The organism is Corynebacterium bovis DSM 20582 = CIP 54.80, from assembly GCF_030408615.1.
Lineage (GTDB): Bacteria > Actinomycetota > Actinomycetes > Mycobacteriales > Mycobacteriaceae > Corynebacterium > Corynebacterium bovis.
This window is the reverse complement of record NZ_CP047187.1, coordinates 65,242-83,297: the sequence shown is the minus strand read 5'-3', so window position 1 is coordinate 83,297 and position 18,056 is coordinate 65,242. Positions and strand designations below refer to the sequence as shown.

The window sequence follows — 18,056 nt, the reverse complement described above, 5'->3', positions numbered from 1 at the left end:
ACCGCACACCCCCGGACCTGACCCGGGGTCCGGGAACCGCCCCGGAACGACGAGAAGGAGACGCCCCATGGAATACACAGAGCTCTCGGACTACCGGCTGCACCCCGGCATCCTCACCGGATGGGTCGGCGCGGCGGACCCCTCGCAGTGGCGGGAGGACCCGCGGCCGCTGTCGGCGAACCACGAGGCCCACGTCCTCGACTCGCTGGCCGGTGAGGAGCAGGTCGCCCCCGAGGACTGGATCGGCACCGCGTTCCGCATCCGCCGCCCCCTCGACCACGACGCCTTCGCCGAGACCCTCCGCCGGTGGCACGCCCGCCACGAGGCCTACCGGACCACCGCCGTCCGCGGCAGCGACGGCACCGGGGTGCAGCGGAAGACCCTCCCGGCCGACGCCGTCGACGTGCGGACGCTCGATCTCGGACGGGTGGGGACGACGGACCCCTCCGCCGCCGACGCCCCGGCGACCGCGGACGCCACCGGCCCGGACGCCGCCGACGCCCCCGCCCCGGACCTCGACATCCAGAAGGCGATCCGGAAGCTGTTCTCCCGGGAGATCTCCGTGCTCCGGTGGCCGCACCTCGCCGTCGCGACGATCGACCCGTACGCCCACGGCTGGGACGCCGCGGCCGGCGAGGCCAACGCGGAGGACGCCCTCGCGACCGACGACGTCGCCGCCCCCGGCGACGGCTGGTTCACGGTCGTCTTCGGCGCGGACCACGCGATCATGGACGCGTACACGCAGATCTTCTCCATCGCCGAGCTCACGGAGCTCTACCGGTCCGTCCTCGACGGCACCGCGGCCGAGCTGCCCCCGACCGGCTCCTACGTGGACTTCAGCACGATCGAGCGCGCCGCCGCCGACCTGCTCGACGCCGACCACCCCGCCGTCGCCCGGTGGCGGGAGTTCCTCGCCGAGACCAACGGCTTCTCCGGGGCGCCGGGGACGGACGCCGTCCTCGCCCCGCCGCGCTTCCCCCTGCCCGTGCACGGGGACCCCGCGGACGCCGACGGCGGTCACCGCGCGGACGGCAGCGTCGCCCCCGACCCCGCCGGGGACACGGTCATCGACCCGCTCGACGCGAAGTTCGACCGCCACGGTCAGCTCCGGCAGCGCAGCCTGTCCCGGTGGATCTTCGACGACGCGACGGCGAAGGCGTTCGCCGACCGGTCGAAGGAGCTGGGGTCGTCGCAGATGGGCGGGTTCCTCACCGCGCTGAAGATCGCCCTGACCTCCCTGTCCGGCGGGTCCGAGGTGCGGTACATCATGCCGATGCACACGCGCACGAGCCCGGAGTACGCGCTCGCCGCCGGGTGGTTCGTCGGCCTCATGCCGGTCGCCGACCCGCTGGGCGACGCGACGTCCTTCCCGGAGGCCCTGTCGCAGACGACGGCGTCGGTCATGGCGAACCGGGACCTCGTCGGCCACCCGTACGCCCGGGTCGCGCAGATCCTCGACGTGACGGAGCCGCCGCGGTTCGTCGTCTCCTACGTCGACACCCGGCACATCCCCGGGGCCACGGCGTGGACCCCGCACGAGCGGGCGCTGCGGAGCTCGATCCACAGTGACGACGACGTCTACCTGTGGATCAACCGGGGTCTCGGCGGACTCAACGTCTCCATGCGGTACCCGGACACCGCCGTCGCGGCGGAGTCCGTGGAGCGGTTCCTCGCGGCGTTCACCTCCGTCGTGGAGGATGTGGTGGCGACCGGCGACCACGCGATCGCCCGGGTGCTGTCCCCGCTGGGCTGAGTGCGGCGGGCGTCCGCGCGGCACAGTCCGCGCGGGACGCGGGCGGCACAGCCCCGCACCACCGCACCACCGCACCACTGCACCACAGCATCACTGCACCACCGCACCACCGCACCATCCACGGCAGCGCACCACCGCTGTCTCCAGGACGAGACCGGGAGGTCCACCGTGACGGACGAGACGACATCGGGCACGACAGCGTCGGCACCCCCGGCAGGGACCGGTGGGGCGCGCGACGGGCGGATCACCCGGCTGACCTCGGACGACGCGCTGTTCGTCGTCATGGAGCGCGTCCTCGGCGTGCCGGTGACGAACCAGCTCATCTGGCGGCTGCCCGCGCCGCAGGAGGACGCGGCCGGCGACAGGGCCGGCGACCCGGCCGGCGACGATCACGCGGCGGGTGCGGGGTCCGCGACGGGTGCGGGCGGCCGGGCCCGTCACGGGGCACGGCCGGTGGACGACGCCGCCGTCGCCGAGCTCGGGGCGGCGTTGCGTCGGGGCCGGCTCGCGCGGCTCGTCCGGCGGTCGCACGGCCCGACCCGCGACCGGTGGGTGTACGACGCCGGCGCCGGGCTCGTGCGCACCGGGCTACCGACCGTCCCCGCCGGCGGGGAGGGCCGGTGGATCCGTGACCAGCTGCGACTGCGGCTCGACAGCGTCGCCGGGCCCGCGTGGGCGCTGACCACCGCCCCGACCGCCGACGGGGGCCGCCTCGTCAGCCTGAGTTTCAGCCACGTCATCGCGGACGGGCTCGGGGCGGTCACCGCGGTCGTCGAGGCGCTGACCGGGCGGGAGGCGGAGGCCGCGCTCCCGGCGGGGCCGGGGCCGACGGTGGCCGCGTCGCTGCGGGACGCGGCGTCGCTGGTCGGCGACGCGGCGGTGTCCGCGGTGCGGCTGGTGCGGTCGAGCCTCCGGGCGGGTCGCGGGGGGACGGGCGACGACAGCGCGGCCGATGACAGCGCGGCCGAGGCGGCCCCCCACACCGCCGCGTCGCCGAGCGTGCCGGCTGCGGCAGCCGACGACAGCGCGGACTCCCCGGCCGCCCCGCTCACCGCCGCCGACGCGTCGACCCCCCGGACGGACTCCCCGGCCGCCGCGCACCCCGGCCTCCTCCCGACCATCGCGGTGGAGGTCGACGGCCCGCGCTTCGCCGCCGCCGCGGCCGCCGCCGGCGGCACCACGAACACCCTCTTCGCCGCCGTCACGCTGGGCGTTCTCGCGGCGTCGGGGCGCGTCACCGACGGCGAGACGGTCCCCGTGTCCCTCCCGGTGTCCCTGCGTGGCGACCACGACCTCCGCGCGAACGCGACGTCCGGGGCGACGGCGCACGTCGTCGTCTCCCCCGACCGGTACACGGACCTCACCCCGATCCGCGCGGCGAGCAAGGCCGGCTTCCGCCGGATCACCGCCGGCGAGTTCTCCGCCGTCGACGCGATGACGCGCATCGCCCAGGCGTTGCCGGACGGTGTGGTGCGGCGGCTCGCGGGCACGGCGTCGACGCCGCTGTGCCTCGCGTCGAACCTCGGGGTGGTGGACCCGCTGTTCGCGTCGCTCGGGGGCCCTGACCAGGGGCGGACCGCCATCCGCTCGGTGTCCGTCCCGGACGGGGCCGCGGACGTGGACACGGACGGCGACGCGGCCGCGGACGGCGGCGACGGCCCCGCCGCGGACGGGGACCTGCTCCGCTCCGGGGGCATCAGCGCGTGGGCGACCCTCGCGGGCACGAGGCTCTCACTGTGCTTCACCGCGTTGGACACGTCGCTCATTCCCGACGAGGACCGCCTCACCGCCCTCGTCTCCGCCGAGCTCGACCGCTGGGACGTACCGGCGACGCGCTGGCTCTGACCTGCGCGGACACCGCCACCGGCGTACCCTCACCCGGCCAAGCCGGCTCACGCGCCGGCCGGCTCACGCGTGCCGGGCGAGGCCGCGCCGCAGCCGCTCGAGGATCCGCGTCACCACCTCGTCCGCGCGCCGCGTCCCGGGGTGGCGCACGCGGACGGAGAGGCCGGCGTCGTCCGTCCTGGAGAACCACAGCTGGAGGGTGGCGGTGGGGGACGTCGCCGAGATGTACCGCGCGCCCGGGATGCGCGGGCCGCGGGCGCGGAAATCCACCGAGGAGACCATGAAGATCCCGCCGGCGGGCAGGTCGGGGGCGAACTCGGCGAAGACCCGCTCCAGGGGCAGGCCGGCGACGGCGACGGCGTCACGGAGCCAGGCGCGGGTGGCGTCGACGTCGCGGGCGTCCGCGATGACCGGCGCGTTCGTGACGAACCAGCCGACGAGGTCGTGCAGCGGGGAGCGTCGGCCGCCGCGCGTGTGCACCGGGATGACGACCGGCAGCTCCGCCCGCCCGGTCTCCGGTTCCAGCGCGCGGGCCAGCTCCGTGAGCGCGACGGCGAAGGTCCGTTCGCCGAGGTCACCGGTCATGCGGTCGGCCGGGACGAGGTCGATGACCCGGTGCGCCGGCGCGGGCAGGGCCGACGCGGCCGTCGCCGACGACGGGCCGTCGACCGGCACGGGGTCGAGGAGTTCGACGGGGACCGCCGGGATGCGCCCGCCGGTCCGCGCGAAGAACCGCCGCCACACGTCGAGCGCCCGGCGGTCGGCGTCCGTGCGGTCAGGGTGCGTGCGGTCCGGGTGCGTGCGGTCCGGGGTGGGGGTGGACGGGTCGCCGCCGGACGGGGAGGTCGGGGTGGTCGGGGTGGCCGCCCCGGCGGCGGCCGCGACCTCGCCGACGCTTCTGACCTGCGTGAACGAGGGGACCTCCGGCTCGTCGGCGCGGGCTGCGGGGGATGCGCCGTCAGCGCCGTCTGTGCCCTCAGCGCCCTCACCGCCGTCACCGCCGTCACCGCCGTCTGTGCCGTCACCGCCGTCACCGCCCGCACCGAGCAGCCCGTGCAGTTCCCGGAGGACGATCTCCACGCTGAGCATGTCCACGTGGAAGTGGTCGACGCCCACGACGAGCGTGCCGTCGACCAGCCCGGCGAACAGCCCCGGCACGCGCCCGGGCACGCACGCGGCGTCCATCGCGGCCTCCAGGTCCCGCCCCGGCCCGCCGACGCCCACGGTCACCTGCCCCGGGCCGTACGCCCGCTGGAGCGGCGCGCCCGGCGCCGCGGCCCCACCGTCCCCCGCGGTCCCCGCGCTCCCCGCGGCCCCGCCGTCCCCGGAGTCATCAGGGGTCCCGACGAGCATCTCCGCGGGCACGCACCGCAACGCCTCGTGGCGCGCGAGCACCCGGCGCAGGGCGTCGGCGACGGCGTCCGGCTCCACGCCCGCGACGGGGAGCGTGCCGCCGATCCACGTCGACCGCCCCGTGGCACGGAATGCGGCGAGATGATTGACCTGATTGAACGACAACGGACACTCCGGGCCGTCCGGCGTTCCGTGCCACTCCACGTCCAGCCGCGTGAACGGCCCCGCGAGGTCGGTCAGGTCCAGAAAGGTCACGTCCACGTCGTCCCGCTCCCGTCGTCTCGTTGCCGCGTCACGCCCGGTGCTGCCGCCGGGCCGCCGCGGCCGTCCGGCCACCACAGGCTACCGTCCCTCCCCCGGACCCACCCGCCGGCGCGGTGGAGGGGGCCGTCGTACCCGGTCACCGACCCCGGCACGGTGGTACCATTCCCCCGCGAACCGGGACCACCGCGCGTCCCGGGAGCGGCGCAGAACTGGCACAGCACGACGGAGAACCCGAAAGCGGTGTGACCGATGACCGAGACCCCCGACACCTCCCGCGGACCCGCCCGGCGCCACCACGCGCCGACGAGCCGGAACATCGTCTTCCTCCTCTCCGGCAGCCGGGGCGACATCCAGCCCGCGGCGTGCCTCGCGCTCGAACTCCGGGAGCGCGGCCACCACATCGCCGTGCTGTGCACCCCGAACATGGTGGACTTCGTCCGCTCGATGGGGATCCCCGACGCCCGCCCCGCCGGCGTGAACATCTCCGAGATGACCGACCGGGCGCGCCGCATCCTCGGCGAGGGCCACCCCGTGAAGGTGCTGCGCTTCGGGCTGAGTTTCCTCCGCCACGCGACCGTCGACCTCGACCGGGACATCACGGACGCGATGTTCCCCGGCGGGCGGCCCCTCGACGACCCGGCGGCGGGGCCCGTCGGCGCGCCGGACCTCATCGTCGCGAACCCGATGTGCCAGCGGCAGGGGCTCAACGTGTCCGAACGGCTCGGCGTGCCGCTCGTCGTGCTGCGCTACGCGCCCGTCTCGGAGAACAGCACGATCGGGTGGATCGACCCGCTGACCCGGCACCTCCCGGGCCCGGCCCGGCGCTGGTCGTGGGTCGTCCGCGCGTGGGTGGACTTCCTGTTCAACGGCGTGTGGGAGCACCGTTTCCGTAGGTCGGTGGGGTTGCCGAGGACGCTGCGGACCGTGCCCCGGCGGCTCGCCGACCGGCGGGTGCCGCAGCTGCAGCTGTGCGACCCGGTCGTCGTGCCGGAGATCGCCCGCGAGTGGGAGGGCACCGACCGGATCTTCACCGGGTACCTCGACGTCCCGCCGTCGGTGCGCGCCGCGATGGGCGAGGCCATGCCCGACGACGCCGACCTCGCCGCGTGGCTCGCCGCCGGCGACCCGCCGCTGTTCGTGACCTTCGGGTCCATGCCCGTGCCGGACCCGGACCTCGTGCGCCGGCAGGTGCTCGACGCGTGCCGCGGGCGCGGGGTGCGCGTGCTGTTCAGCCTCGGCGGGGGCGCGGGTCGCGGCGCGGGTGACGACGCGGACGTCTTCGAGGTCGGCGCCGTCGACCAGTCCGCGCTCCTCCCGCGGTGCGCCGCGGCCGTCCACCACGGCGGCGCGGGGACGACCGCCGCGAGCCTCCGCGCAGGCGTGCCCACGATGATCTACGCGTTCGGGTTCGAGCAGCCGTTCTGGGCCGCCCGGGTCGCTGAGCTGAGCGTCGGCACGGGTGGCTCGTTCTCGGGTCTCGACGCCGCCACCTTCCGGGCGGACCTCGACCGCGCCCTGGCACCGGAGACGGTCCGGCGCGCGGCGGAGGTCGCGCGGGCGATGGTGTCCCCGGCGGACGCGGTGCGCCGGTCGGCCGACATCGTCGAGGCCCAGCTGACGCTCTGACCTGCGGCGGGCCACTCCGCGCCGCAGTGGGACGCCCGCCGCGCGCCGGCCCCGCGCTGCGCGGCCGCCACCGGGCCGCCGCGGCGGTCCGGCCTACGCCGGGTAGCGCGCCGCGGTCTCCGCGACGATCTCCCGCAGCGCCGTGAAGTACCGCTCCAGCGACGCCACCGCGGTCGGGTTGTCCGGCGCCTGGCAGCCGAGCGTCAGCCCGTCCTCGTCGCGGAATAGCCAGAAGCTCGCGTTGCGGGTCTTGCCGAGTCCGGTGAACAGGCGGATGTCGTGGTCGCCCGGCTCGCGGAACCAGCTGAGGTCGATGTACGTGATGAGCTGCGGGCTCGCCATGACGCTGGCGTCGACCCTCCCCTGCTCGATGAGACGGCCGACACACGCGTGCACCGGGTCCGACAGGGCCTCCTTCATGCGGTGCTGGGCTGCACTGACGGCGTCGAGAATGTCCTCGACCGTGTCGCCGGTCATCTCGAAGAACAGCGGGGAGAAGTTGCAGAACCAGCCCTGCGACACGGGGTAGCGCTCGCCCCGGGTCGCGGACACGACGACGGTCGCGTACTCCGACGTCCCGGCCGTCCGCCGCTCGGCGAGCGCCATGAGCGCGTACACGACCGTGCTGAAGCTCACGCCGCGCTGCGCCGCGAGCCGCCGCAGCGCCGCGACCTGGTCGAGGTCGGCGGGCGCCGGGTCGCAGAAGAGGCCGCCCACCCACTGGGGCTCGCCGTCGACGATGCCCGTGTCCAGCGGGAACTGCGGCGTGCCGCCGACGCGGTCGAAGAGCTCACCCCACAGGCGCACGCCCGGGGAGTCGTCGGTGACGGCGGCGGCGCGCGCGTACTCCTCGCGGACGTAGCCGAGGAACCCCGGGTGCTCGTCGTCGGTGAGCGGCGGGACGTCCGCGCCGGCGTACCGGGCGAGCAGCTCGAGGATGCCCGTGACCTGGGAGATGCCGTCGCCGAACGCGTGGTCGAGGGCGTAGAGCAGCTCGAAGCTGTCGCCCCGGTCGACGGCGACGAGCGCGCAGCCCGGCACGTGGTCGAATACGGCGTGCCGCGGGAGGAGGGCGTCGATCGCCTCGGCCGCCGTCGCGGGGGCCGGGTCGCCGGTCGCGGTGTCACCGGCGGCGTCGCCGGTCGCGTCGCCCGCCGCGTCGCCGGCCGGGTCGAAGATCACGGTCGGGGCCATCGCGACGTCGTCGGGGCCGAGGGTCCGCCGCCGGACCGACTCGCCGTCCGTGCTGAACACGCTGCGCAGCCCCTCGTGCGACGCGATGAACGCGTCCACCACCGCCGTCATCCGCGCGGTGTCGAGCGGCGCGTTCACCGTCGCGATGGACGCGGTGTACGCGCGGTGCGTGCCCCCGGCGGCGCGGGCGGCGGCGCAGGAGAGGATGTGGTCGCGCTGGAGGAACGACGGCGGCGTCGGGTCGTCGGGCGCGGCCTCCACGGCGGCGGTCATGGCGGGGGCGGCGGCCCAGGCGACGACGCGCCCTTCCGGCTGCCAGTCTGAGCTCTCGATGATGCGCATCGGTGTCCTCCTGTGGGGTGGGTGGCGGGGTCAGGTCGGTGGTCGGGGTCGGGGTGTCAGGTCGGTGGTCTGGTCAGGATCGGGGTCAGGTCGGTGGTCGGGGTCAGGGTCCGGGTCCGGGTCACGGTCCGTGCGGGCTCAGGTTCCGTCGGGGTCGACGCCGTCCTCCCCGGCCCCGCCGTCGAGCGGCCGGGAGGCGCCGCTGCGGACCGTCGCGTCGTCGATGAACAGGGCCGCGACGACGGCGACGACCATGAGCGGGGCGAGGAGCACGAGCACCGGGATGAGCGCGTTGTCGTACGACTGCGCCACGAGCTCACGCGCGGCGTCGGGAAGCCCCCGCACCAGAGCGGGCGTGACAGAGTCCACCTCTACACCCGTACCAGTCTCGGCGAGGCCGGAGACGAGTCGCGCGGTGAACAGGGAGCCCACGACGGACATCCCGAGCGTGCCGCCGAGGTCGCGGAAGAGGTTGTTCAGCCCCGTCGCCGACCCGACGACCCGCACGGGGAACGAGTTCTGGACGACGAGCACCGTCAGCTGCGTGCCGAACCCGAGACCCACCCCGAGCAGCCCGAGGACCGCCATGAGCGGCACGAGGCCGCCGTCGTGCCCGAGGGTGCCGACGAGCACGAACGCCACCGCCGAGACCGCCCCGGCGATCAGCAGGTTCACCCGGTAGCGCTGGGTGCGGCTCACGACCGCCCCGGAGAGCAGGGAGAACGCGAACATCGTGACCATCATGGGCAGCAGGATGAGCCCGGCGACGGACGCGCCGACGCCGCGGGCGACCTGGATGTACGTGGGCATGTACGTCGTCACGCCGAACGCGCCGAGGGCGAGGACGACGCCGACGACCGTCGACATGATGAAGTTCCGGTCCGTGAGGATGACCGCCGGGAGCACCGGGTCCTCCGCCCGCCGCTCGACGCCCACGAGCAGCACGACCGCACCAACAGCGACGAGCGCGGTGCACCACACGGCGGGGCTCGTCCACGCGAACGTGCGCCCGCCCCACGCGGTGACGAGGACGATCCCCGTCGTCACGACGCTGAGCAGCACCATCCCCGCGATGTCGAGCCGCGGCCGGGTGTCCGTCCCCGGCGGGCGCAGCCGCAGGTACCGCCAGCACAGGACGAACGCGAGGACGCCCAGCGGCACGTTCACGCCGAAGCACCAGCGCCACCCGACCGACTCCGCGAGCAGCCCGCCGAGCACCGGCCCGGCGACCGTCGACAGCACGAAGACACCGCCGATCGCGCCCATGTACGTGCCCCGCCGCCGCGGCGGGATGAGGGTGGCGACGAGCGCCTGCGACAGGACGACGAGCCCGCCCCCGGCGACGCCCTGGAGCGCGCGGGCGGCGATGAGCGCGCTCATCGTCGGCACGAGCGACCCGGCGACGCACGTGAGGGTGAACAGCACGACCGCCCCCATGAAGATGCGTTTCACGCCGAAGACGTCGCCGAGTTTGCCGAGCACCGGCACGGAGACCGTCGCGGCGAGCATGTACGCCGTGGAGATCCACAGCAGCTGGCGGCCGCCGTCGAGCTCCCCGACGATCGTGGGCAGCGCGGTGCTGAGCATCGTCTGGTTCGCCGAGAACATGAACATGGCCATCGCGAGGCCGATGAACGCGGGGAGGATCCGGGTGCCGGGGGCGGGGGCCGGGCCGGCGTCCACGGGGTCGGGGTCCTCGCCCGGCGCGGCGGGGGGTGTCGACGCCGCGACCGTGCCGCGGGCCGGGGTCCCCGGGGCCGGGGCCCCTGGTGCGGGTGTGCCGGAGACTGCGGTCGAGGCGTCGGCGGGCGGTCCCGGATCGCGAGGTCGGCGTGGCATGGGCTCCATCATGGCGCGGCGGAGCGCCGGTCGCCATGCCCGTTCGACCCGGATGCACCGGCGTGGGGCATCTTTCGTCGATTCAGTGATGCCGGATGTCCGGAGCCAGGGGGCCCGTCCCACCCCGCGGCGGGCCCCGCCGGCGCGTCCCCGGGGCGTCCCGGCGCGTCCCCGGGGCGTCCTCAGGGTCCGGCACCGCTCCCGCTACTGGCACGACTGTGCGACTCCGACTACGACAGGAGGTGTCGACCACCCCGCCACCCTGCCGACCCGTCACCCTGCCGACCCGTCACCCTGCCACCCCGCCACCCGAAGGAGCCCCGCCATGCCCCGCACCACCACGTCACCCCGCACCACCACGTCACCCCGCACCACCACGTCACCCCGTCCCGTCACGTCGCCCCGTCCCGCCCCGCCGGGCGCCCGCCACCCCTACCGTCTCCGCCGGGCGGCGACCGCCGGCGTGTGCGCACTCACCCTCGCCACCGCCGCGTGCTCGTCCGCGCCGGACCCCGCCCGACCCGGGGACACGGCCACCACGTCCGGGTCGGCGGGGGCGCGGGCCACGGGGGCGGCGTCGTCCCCCGGGACCCCCTCCCCCGACCACCCCGGCCGGATCCTCGGCGCCGACCCCGTGACCAGCGCCGCCGCCCCCGCCGGCGGGCACACGTGGCGGGTGACGTACTCCGCGACGGGCGCGGCCGGCTCCCCGACGACGATGTCCGGGCTGGTCACGCTCCCCGACGGCCCCGCCCCCGAGGGCGGCTTCCCCGTGGTCAGCTGGGCGCACGGCACGACCGGCGTCGGCGGGCGGTGCGCGCCGTCGGTGTACCGGCCGGGCGGGCCGAACGGGGACGCGCTGGAGATGGTCGCCGGGTACCTCACGCGCTGGACGGACCGCGGGTACGCGGTGGTCCAGCCGGACTTCGAGGGGCTCGGCGTCGGCGGGGGCGAGGGGGACGACCGGGGGGACGACGCCGCCCGCCCCACGGGCACCTACCTCGACCGGGGCTCGCTCGCGTCGTCGGTCAACGACCTCGTGACGGCCGCGACCGACCACTTCCACCTCGCCGGACGGTGGGAGAACATCGGGTGGAGCCAGGGCGGGTTCGCGGCCCTCGCCGCCGCGTCCGCCGACCGGCCCGCGCCCGGGCTCGACCGGACGGTCGCCGTCGCCCCCGGGGACAGCACCCTCGTGCCGCCGCGCGCGGAGCAGGCGGGCCTCGGGGCGGCGGACGTCCTCGGCGCGGTCACCGGCCCCAACCTGGCGTTCTTCCCCGTCATGCTCGGCGGGGCGCTCACCGCGGACCCCGCGCTGGACGGGGACGCGTTCCTGAATGACGCCGGGCGCGACCTCGTCGCCACCGCCGCGCACGACTGCATCGACGAACTCCGCGACGACATCCCGGACACGACGACGGGCGCCGACCTCCTCGCCCCCGACGCGGACCTCACGGCCGTCACGGACTACCTCGACCGGCAGCAGATCGCCCGGATGCGACCGCAGGGTCCGGTGCTCATGCTCCACGGCACCGACGACACGACCGTGCAGGGCGACAACGTCACCGACGCGGCCGCGGCACTGCGGGACGCGGGGGTGGACGTCCGCTACGAGGACGTCCCCGGCGCCGACCACCGGCAGTCCGTCGACGCGAGCTGGGACGCGCAGGCCCGGTTCCTCGGGGTGGGGTGACGGGGCGGGGCCGGGTCAGTCCGCGGCGGGAGGCAGGCGCTGCGCCAGCAGGGCGACGAGGCGGTCACCCTGCGACGCCTCCACCACCGCGTCGACCACCCCGGGCGGCACCGGGCCCCCGCGGGAGCGCAGCGTCGCCAGCAGGGCGACGAGACCGTCCCGCGCGCTGCCGCGACCGGCGGCCGGGGGCACGTCCCCGGCGCGCATCCCGCTCCACGTGAGCAGCACCGCGGTCGTCGGCGTCACCTGCGGCGGGGCGACCCGCGTCACGACGGCGTGGGCCGCGACCGGCATGTCCGCCTCGACGAGCGCCGCGACGGCGACCTCCACGGCCGTCCGACGGAGCGGTTCCGGCGCGTCGCCGGTCCACGTGAGGGTGTCCACGAGCCGGTCCACGCTCCCGGCCGTCGGCTCCTCCTCCAGCGTGACCAGGGCGTCGAGGAGTTCGACGGTCTCCAGGGCGACCGGTGTCGCGGCCGTGAGCGGGTCGACCATGAGGTCGTCGACGGTGTGACGCGCGTCGCGCAGCGACAGCGGGCCGGGCGGCTGACCCGACCGGGACCCCCGGGCGTGCGGCGCGGAGGTGGCGGCGTCGAGAACCTCCCTGACCCGGCCGACCCACCCGGCGATCGCCGACTGCGACCCACCGGTGTCCCCGCCGAACGCGGCCGCGACCACCGCGCCGAAGCCGTCCGGGGACTCGGCGAGGCGGGAGTCGAACCCCTCCCCGGTCAGCACCGGGACAGCCATCCCCAGCCGGTCCGCGAGTGCGCGGAGCACCTCCGGCTGCGGCACCCCCCGGCCGCTCTCCCACCGCGACACCGCGCTGGGTGAACAGATCCCCGACGCGAGCCCCGCCTGCGACAGTCCCCGGTCACACCGGGCGTGGCGGAGGCGGCGGGCGAAGCCGCCGGACCTCTCCCCTGACGGCGACCCCGCCCGGGGGCCGGACCGGTCCCCGGGGTACGGCTCCCGGGCGTCCGCGTCGTCCATGACCGGGGAGCCTACCCGCCGACCGTCACGACGGCACCACGGACCGCCGCCGGAGGACCAGGACCCCGGCCGCCGCCGCGCCGCACAGCGCCACCACCGCGACACCCAGCCCCAACGCCAGGGCACCGCCGCCCCACACGCCGACCCCCGCCGCGCCGAGCGCACCGCCGAACTGCAGCATGAGCCGGGTGTGCGCGCCGACGGCGGGGGCGTCGTCGTCGGTGACGACCTCGTAGGCCGCGGACAGCGCCAGGAGCGTGCACGCCCCCAACCCGAGGCCGCGGAGCAGCGCACCGACCACCGCGACCACGACCGTCACCGCCGACCACGCCGTGACAGCCTGGATCCCCACCGTCCCCACCGCCGCGACGACGAGCCCGGCGGCGATGACGACGAACGCGTCGGCCTCCCTCCACGGCCCCTTGACGAGACTGCGCGCCACCCAGGCCCCCGCCCCCTGCACCCCGAGCAGCAGGCCCGCCGTCCACGCCGGCTGCCCGAGATCCCCCTGGACGTGCAGCGACGACGACAGCAACGTGCCGTAGAACACCGCACCCACCACGAGACACAGCACCATCACCGTGGCGAACGCGGGGTTCCGGTAGAGGCCCATCCCGAGCAGGGGGGTCGCCGCGCGGACGTCGCACACGCAGTAGGTCCCGACGCACACCACCGCGGCCCCGGCGATCACCGCGACCACCGGGCCCGGCAGTGAGCCCACGCCGCTGACGGCCCACAGCAGGCCGACCATCCCGAGCACCGCCGGGACGGCCTGGCCGAGGCCGAGCGGGGTCGACCGGCCCGGGGTGTCCGGGAGCGTGCCCCGCGACAGCAGCACCGCCACGACCGCGACGGGGACGTTGACGAGGAACAGGGCGCGCCACCCGACCGCACCGACGAGGACCCCGCCGAGCAGCGGGCCGAACGCCGGGGCGATGACCGCGGGCAGCCCGACGGTCGCCAACGCGGCGCGCATCCCGGCCCGGCCGACGATCTGCGACGCGAGGTGCTGCACCGCGGGCATGATGAACCCGCAGGCCAGGCCCTGGATGACGCGGGTCGCGACGAAGACCGGGAGTGTCGGGCTCAGGCCCACGCCGACGGAGGCGACGGCGAACACCACGACCGACGCCAGCCAGACCCGGCGGGACCCCCACCGGCGCAGCGACGTCGTCGAGAGGATGATCCCCGCCGTGGCGGCGAGCATGTACGTCGACACGCCGAGCTGCGCCGAGGCCGCGCCGACGCCGAGCGACGCGCCGATCGGCGGGAGGAGGACGTTGACCAGGCTGGAGTCGAGGAGCGGCAGGAGTGCGCTGAGCAGGAGGACGGTCGTGACGCGGGGGCCGAGCGTCCGGGGCGGGGTGGTGGCGTCCGGCGGGGGCGGGGGCGTGGGCGAGGCGGGCGGGGTGGGCGGGGTGGGGTCACTCATGGGACGTTCCGTTCGACGATGGGGCGCGACGGTCCGCGCGTGGGGAGCCCGGGCCCCCGGCCGGGGTCCGTGGTCAACCGGCCGCGGGGACGACGGGAACCGGACGACCGCGGGACGGCGGTGGTCCGTCACCGCTGGTCCCCCAACACCACCGCAGGTCACCACGGTCCGGCAAGCGGTGCACCGACCGGCCGTCGGAACGTCGAACGGCGCAGGTCACGCCCCGTTTCTCAGGATCACTTCAGGACGTGGTGACGGAACCTACCCCCGGCCCGCGGACGCAGGCCGACGCAGGCGGACGCAGCCCGACGCGCACCGACGCCGGGCCCGCCCCCGGTCACTCCGCGCCGACGCGCAGCTCGTGGTCGCCGACGCGCTCCATGAGCTCACGGTCGTGCGTGACGAGGATGACCACGGCACCCCGGTCGGCGCAGGAGCGGATGACCGCGGCCATCTGCTCCATCGCGCCGAGGTCCAGCCCGGACGTCGGCTCGTCGAAGACGATGACGTCCGACCCCGCGATCCGCGCGGTCGCCACCGCGAGCCGTTGCCGCTGGCCACCGGACAGGCTCAGCGGGTGGCGGTCGCCCATCCCCGCGAGCCCGAGCGACCCGAGCAGCTCGCCGCCACCCGGCACCGCGTCGTCCGGACCGCCCGCCGGCTCATTCGCGTGGTCGTCCGCCGGCCCACCCGCCGGCCGACCCTCGGGCTCACCGGCCTGCCCACCCGGCGCGTCGCCCCGCGCGTGGACGGCCCGCGCCCCGCGCACGCTGAGCTGCAGTTCGTCGTCGACACTCTCCCCGAACAGCTGCCGGTTGACGTCCTGCATCACCGCCGAGCACACCGCCCGCCGTCGCCGGGGCGACAGCTCCTCCCCGTCGAGCCGGATGACGCCGTCGGCCTTCTGCAGCCCGACGAGCACCCGCAGCAACGTGGACTTCCCCGCACCGTTCCGGCCGGTCACGCACGTCACGGCCCCCCGGGGGAACCGCGCGGCGGGGATGGACCACAGCAGGTCGCCGTCGCCGCCCCGCCCGCCGCCGGACCGCCCGGCACGCCCGAGCCCCCACCGGCGACGCCGCCCCGGCCCCGCCCGGCGCACGGCGAGGTCCTCCACGGTCAGGCCGTCGCCGCCACCGTCGCCGTCACCGTCACCACCGCCGCCCACGGGCACGGGCACGGGCGGGAGCGCGTCCTCGGCCGGCTCGTCGAACGCGCGGAACCCCCCGGCGGCGCGCTCGGCGGCGCTCATGACCCAGAACTCGTCGGCGGGCCGGTCGCGGACGATGCGCCCGCCCTCCATCTGCACGACCCGGTCGACCACGCCCACGAGGTGGTGCATCCGGTGTTCGGCGATGACGACGGTCGCGCCGGCCGCGCGCACGTGCCGTACGGCCTCGGTGAAGTGCCGGGTGCCCGCGGCGTCGAGGTTCGCGGTCGGTTCGTCGAGGAGGTAGAGCCGCGGCCGGGACACCACCGCGGACGCGAGCGCGACGCGTTGCCGTTCCCCACCGCTGAGCTCGGCCATGCCCCGGTCGAGCAGCCCGGTGAGGTCGAAGCGGTGGGCGGCGTCGTCGACCCTGGTGAGGATCTCGTCCCGGGGGAGCTCGGCGTTGGACACCCCGAACGCGATCTCGGACAGCACGTCGGTGGCGAAGAACTGGGTCCGCGGGTTCTGGAACACGGTCGCGGCGGTGCGCCCGGCGGCGGCGAGGTCGGCCGTCGAGGGGTCCACGCCGCCGACCTCGACGTGCCCGGTCACGCGCCCGGGGTACACGTGCGGCACGAGGCCGTTGAGCACGCGCAGCAGCGAGGACTTCCCCGCCCCGGAGTGCCCGGTGACAAGGACGGTCTCGCCGGGCTCGACCCGGAAGGTGACGTCGTCGAGGAGCACGACGGGCTCCACGCGCGGCGCGTCGCCGTGCAGTTCCTCGCCGCCGGGGTCGGTGGTGAGGGTGAGGCCGCGGACGTCGACGACCGGGCCGGTCGGGGTGGCGGGGGCGGGGTCGGTGGTCATGGGTCTCCTGGGGTGGTCCCCCGCGTCACGGGGGGTGTGGGGGGTGTGGGTGTCGACGACGGCCTCCTCCGCCGCCGGGCGGCTCAGCGGGTGGGGTCGCCTCCGGGGGCCGGCCTCGCGCCGCCGGGCGGGCGGGCAGGGCGGGCAGAGCGGGCACGGCCGGCTCAGTCGGCGCCGCCGGCGCAGTCGGCTCAGCCGGCTCAGCCGGCGAGGGACTGCTGCACGGCGAGCACGCCGACCGCGACCGCGACGACGAGCAGCAGCACGTCCACCCACCGCAGCCGCAGGGACACGACGGACGTCGGCGTCCGCGTGCACCCGAGGCCCCGGAGCAGCGCGGAGGCGGAGAGCTCGTCGCCGGTGCGCACGGAACTCGCCACGAGCGGCAGCACCGCGCGGCGGACCGCCGTCACCGGGTGGACGGCCAGCGCCGCCCCCGAGGGGACGACGCCCCGGAGGACGAGGTTGTCGCGGATGGTGCGGGCGTCGTCGATGACGACCGGGAGGAAGCGCACCGCGACGACCGCGGGGACCGCCACCACCCGCGGCACCCTCGCCCACCCCATCGCCGCGAGGAGCGACCCCGTGGTGATGCCGCTGAGCAGCACCCACGACAGCAACCCCACGAGCAGGAACCGGTAGGTGAAGGTCAGGGCGAAGACGATGAGACTCAGCGCACCGGCCCCGAGCGCGGGGAGCACGACGTGCACGGCGAGGAGCAGCACGACCTCGAGGACGACGACGACCGCGGCCGGCACCGGGCGGCGCGTGGCGAGCAGGGCCACGACGACGATGACCGCGCCGACGACCTCCAGCAGCTCCGTGCCGACGGTGAGGAGGGAGATGTTGATGATGACGAGGGAGACGACGGCGACGCGGGCGTCGAGCCCGGGGGCGTCCGCGACCTGCGCGGCCAGGCCCGTCGCCGGCACCGCGGGGGCTCCGGGCCGGACGGGCTGGGCCGGCTGCGCGGGCCGGGCGGACGCGCCGCTCACCGCCGCGGGGTCAGAGGCCCGCACGGGAGAAGTAGGTCCGCAGGACGCGCTGACCGAGCCACCCGCCGATGAGCGAGGCGACGAAGAGGATGACGATCATCGCGAGGACCATCGGCGTCGAGAGGAAGTCGCTGAAGCGGCGGGCCCACTCGGGGTCGGAGTTCTGCGCGTACCGGGCGATGATGTCGTCCCGCATGAACAGCAGCGGCAGCAGGGACCCGACCGGGTAGATGCCGAAGATGCCGTAGCCGAGGATCGTGCGCCCGGCGTCCCGGTACCCGCCGCTGCGGATGACGAGGTCCGCGATGAGGCCGAGGACGAACGCGATCGGCACGCCGACGAACGCGTCGCCGGCCAGGCCGGAGATGAGGCTCAGCAGCGTGGCGGTGATCGTCACGAGGCCGAAGCCGTGGACGCGCCGGATGAACAGGGCGAAGGGGATGCCGTTGACGATGACGGCGACGACGGCACCGAACGGCTGGACCTCCGGGCCGAACGCACCGATCATGTTGCACACGACGTTGATGACCGCGAGGATCACCGTGAAGATGCCGACGGTGACGAGGTCACGGCCGGAGATCCCGCCGCCGGAGCGGCCGGAGCGGACCTCGCCGGAGCCGGAGGCGGCGGCGGATGTTCCGGCGGCGCCGGTGGCGCCGGAGGGGGTGTTCTCGGGGGTGGTCACGGGTGGATCCTTTCGTGAGGGGCAG

12 protein-coding genes are annotated in these 18,056 nt (G+C 75.9%); 4 read left to right on the top strand and 8 right to left on the bottom strand.

What is annotated here, in order from left to right; all coding sequences use genetic code 11:
* Window positions 1–67: 67 nt before the first annotated feature.
* Together CBOVI_RS00260 and CBOVI_RS00255 are read left to right on the top strand one after the other, a co-directional pair.
* Window positions 68–1,753, top strand: a complete 1,686-nt coding sequence (locus CBOVI_RS00260; RefSeq protein WP_010267556.1) for a condensation domain-containing protein — start codon at window positions 68–70, stop codon at window positions 1,751–1,753.
* 168 nt (window positions 1,754–1,921) lie between these two features.
* A complete protein-coding gene (locus CBOVI_RS00255) occupies window positions 1,922–3,598 on the top strand; it encodes a hypothetical protein (RefSeq protein ID WP_125187233.1) in 1,677 nt (558 codons plus the stop codon).
* A 63-nt stretch (window positions 3,599–3,661) separates the two neighbouring features.
* Here CBOVI_RS00255 and CBOVI_RS00250 read toward each other — a convergent pair whose 3' ends face one another.
* Window positions 3,662–5,206: a hypothetical protein gene (locus tag CBOVI_RS00250; RefSeq protein WP_183273682.1), complete on the bottom strand. Its 1,545-nt coding sequence runs from the start codon at window positions 5,204–5,206 to the stop codon at window positions 3,662–3,664.
* 258 nt (window positions 5,207–5,464) lie between these two features.
* Here CBOVI_RS00250 and CBOVI_RS00245 point away from each other — a divergent pair, with 258 nt between their 5' ends.
* Window positions 5,465–6,841, top strand: a complete 1,377-nt coding sequence (locus CBOVI_RS00245; protein WP_010271579.1) for a glycosyltransferase — start codon at window positions 5,465–5,467, stop codon at window positions 6,839–6,841.
* Between the two features lie 93 nt (window positions 6,842–6,934).
* On the opposite strand, the gene CBOVI_RS00240 is transcribed toward CBOVI_RS00245, so the two are convergent.
* Both CBOVI_RS00240 and CBOVI_RS00235 read right to left on the bottom strand, forming a co-directional pair.
* Window positions 6,935–8,377 carry a condensation domain-containing protein gene (locus tag CBOVI_RS00240; RefSeq protein WP_010271151.1) on the bottom strand — a complete coding sequence of 481 codons (1,443 nt, stop codon included), beginning with the start codon at window positions 8,375–8,377 and terminating at the stop codon, window positions 6,935–6,937.
* A gap of 138 nt (window positions 8,378–8,515) precedes the next feature.
* Window positions 8,516–10,060: an MFS transporter gene (locus CBOVI_RS00235; protein WP_185741554.1), complete on the bottom strand. Its 1,545-nt coding sequence runs from the start codon at window positions 10,058–10,060 to the stop codon at window positions 8,516–8,518.
* A gap of 481 nt (window positions 10,061–10,541) precedes the next feature.
* Between CBOVI_RS00235 and CBOVI_RS00230 the strand changes: the two genes are divergently transcribed.
* Complete coding sequence (locus CBOVI_RS00230) at window positions 10,542–11,909, top strand: prolyl oligopeptidase family serine peptidase (protein ID WP_183273680.1); 1,368 nt, start codon at window positions 10,542–10,544, stop codon at window positions 11,907–11,909.
* 15 nt (window positions 11,910–11,924) lie between these two features.
* Here the strand turns inward: CBOVI_RS00230 and CBOVI_RS00225 are convergent, their stop codons facing one another.
* From CBOVI_RS00225 to CBOVI_RS00205, 5 genes are all read right to left on the bottom strand, one after another.
* Complete coding sequence (locus CBOVI_RS00225; protein WP_010271688.1) at window positions 11,925–12,902, bottom strand: helix-turn-helix domain-containing protein; 978 nt, start codon at window positions 12,900–12,902, stop codon at window positions 11,925–11,927.
* Between the two features lie 25 nt (window positions 12,903–12,927).
* Entirely contained in the window at window positions 12,928–14,334 is a 1,407-nt protein-coding gene (locus CBOVI_RS00220; protein ID WP_010271686.1) for an MFS transporter, read from the bottom strand.
* A 337-nt stretch (window positions 14,335–14,671) separates the two neighbouring features.
* Window positions 14,672–16,351, bottom strand: coding sequence for an ABC transporter ATP-binding protein (locus CBOVI_RS00215; RefSeq protein WP_125187236.1), 1,680 nt, complete (start codon window positions 16,349–16,351; stop codon window positions 14,672–14,674).
* Between the two features lie 200 nt (window positions 16,352–16,551).
* On the bottom strand, window positions 16,552–17,370 hold the full coding sequence (locus CBOVI_RS00210) for an energy-coupling factor transporter transmembrane component T (RefSeq protein WP_232625739.1): 819 nt from the start codon (window positions 17,368–17,370) through the stop codon (window positions 16,552–16,554).
* Complete coding sequence (locus CBOVI_RS00205; protein WP_010267006.1) at window positions 17,357–18,031, bottom strand: MptD family putative ECF transporter S component; 675 nt, start codon at window positions 18,029–18,031, stop codon at window positions 17,357–17,359. The genes CBOVI_RS00210 and CBOVI_RS00205 overlap by 14 nt, the downstream gene beginning before the upstream one ends.
* Between the last annotated feature and the right edge of the window lie 25 nt (window positions 18,032–18,056).

Bases quoted from the DNA above. Each gene is read 5' to 3' on its own strand.
- CBOVI_RS00260 (WP_010267556.1), top strand. From the start codon at position 68: ATGGAATACACAGAGCTCTCGGACTACCGGCTGCACCCCGGCATCCTC.
- CBOVI_RS00245 (WP_010271579.1), top strand. From the start codon at position 5,465: ATGACCGAGACCCCCGACACCTCCCGCGGACCCGCCCGGCGCCACCAC.
- CBOVI_RS00240 (WP_010271151.1), bottom strand. From the start codon at position 8,377: ATGCGCATCATCGAGAGCTCAGACTGGCAGCCGGAAGGGCGCGTCGTC.
- CBOVI_RS00230 (WP_183273680.1), top strand. From the start codon at position 10,542: ATGCCCCGCACCACCACGTCACCCCGCACCACCACGTCACCCCGCACC.
- CBOVI_RS00225 (WP_010271688.1), bottom strand. From the start codon at position 12,902: ATGGACGACGCGGACGCCCGGGAGCCGTACCCCGGGGACCGGTCCGGC.
- CBOVI_RS00220 (WP_010271686.1), bottom strand. From the start codon at position 14,334: ATGAGTGACCCCACCCCGCCCACCCCGCCCGCCTCGCCCACGCCCCCG.
- CBOVI_RS00215 (WP_125187236.1), bottom strand. From the start codon at position 16,351: ATGACCACCGACCCCGCCCCCGCCACCCCGACCGGCCCGGTCGTCGAC.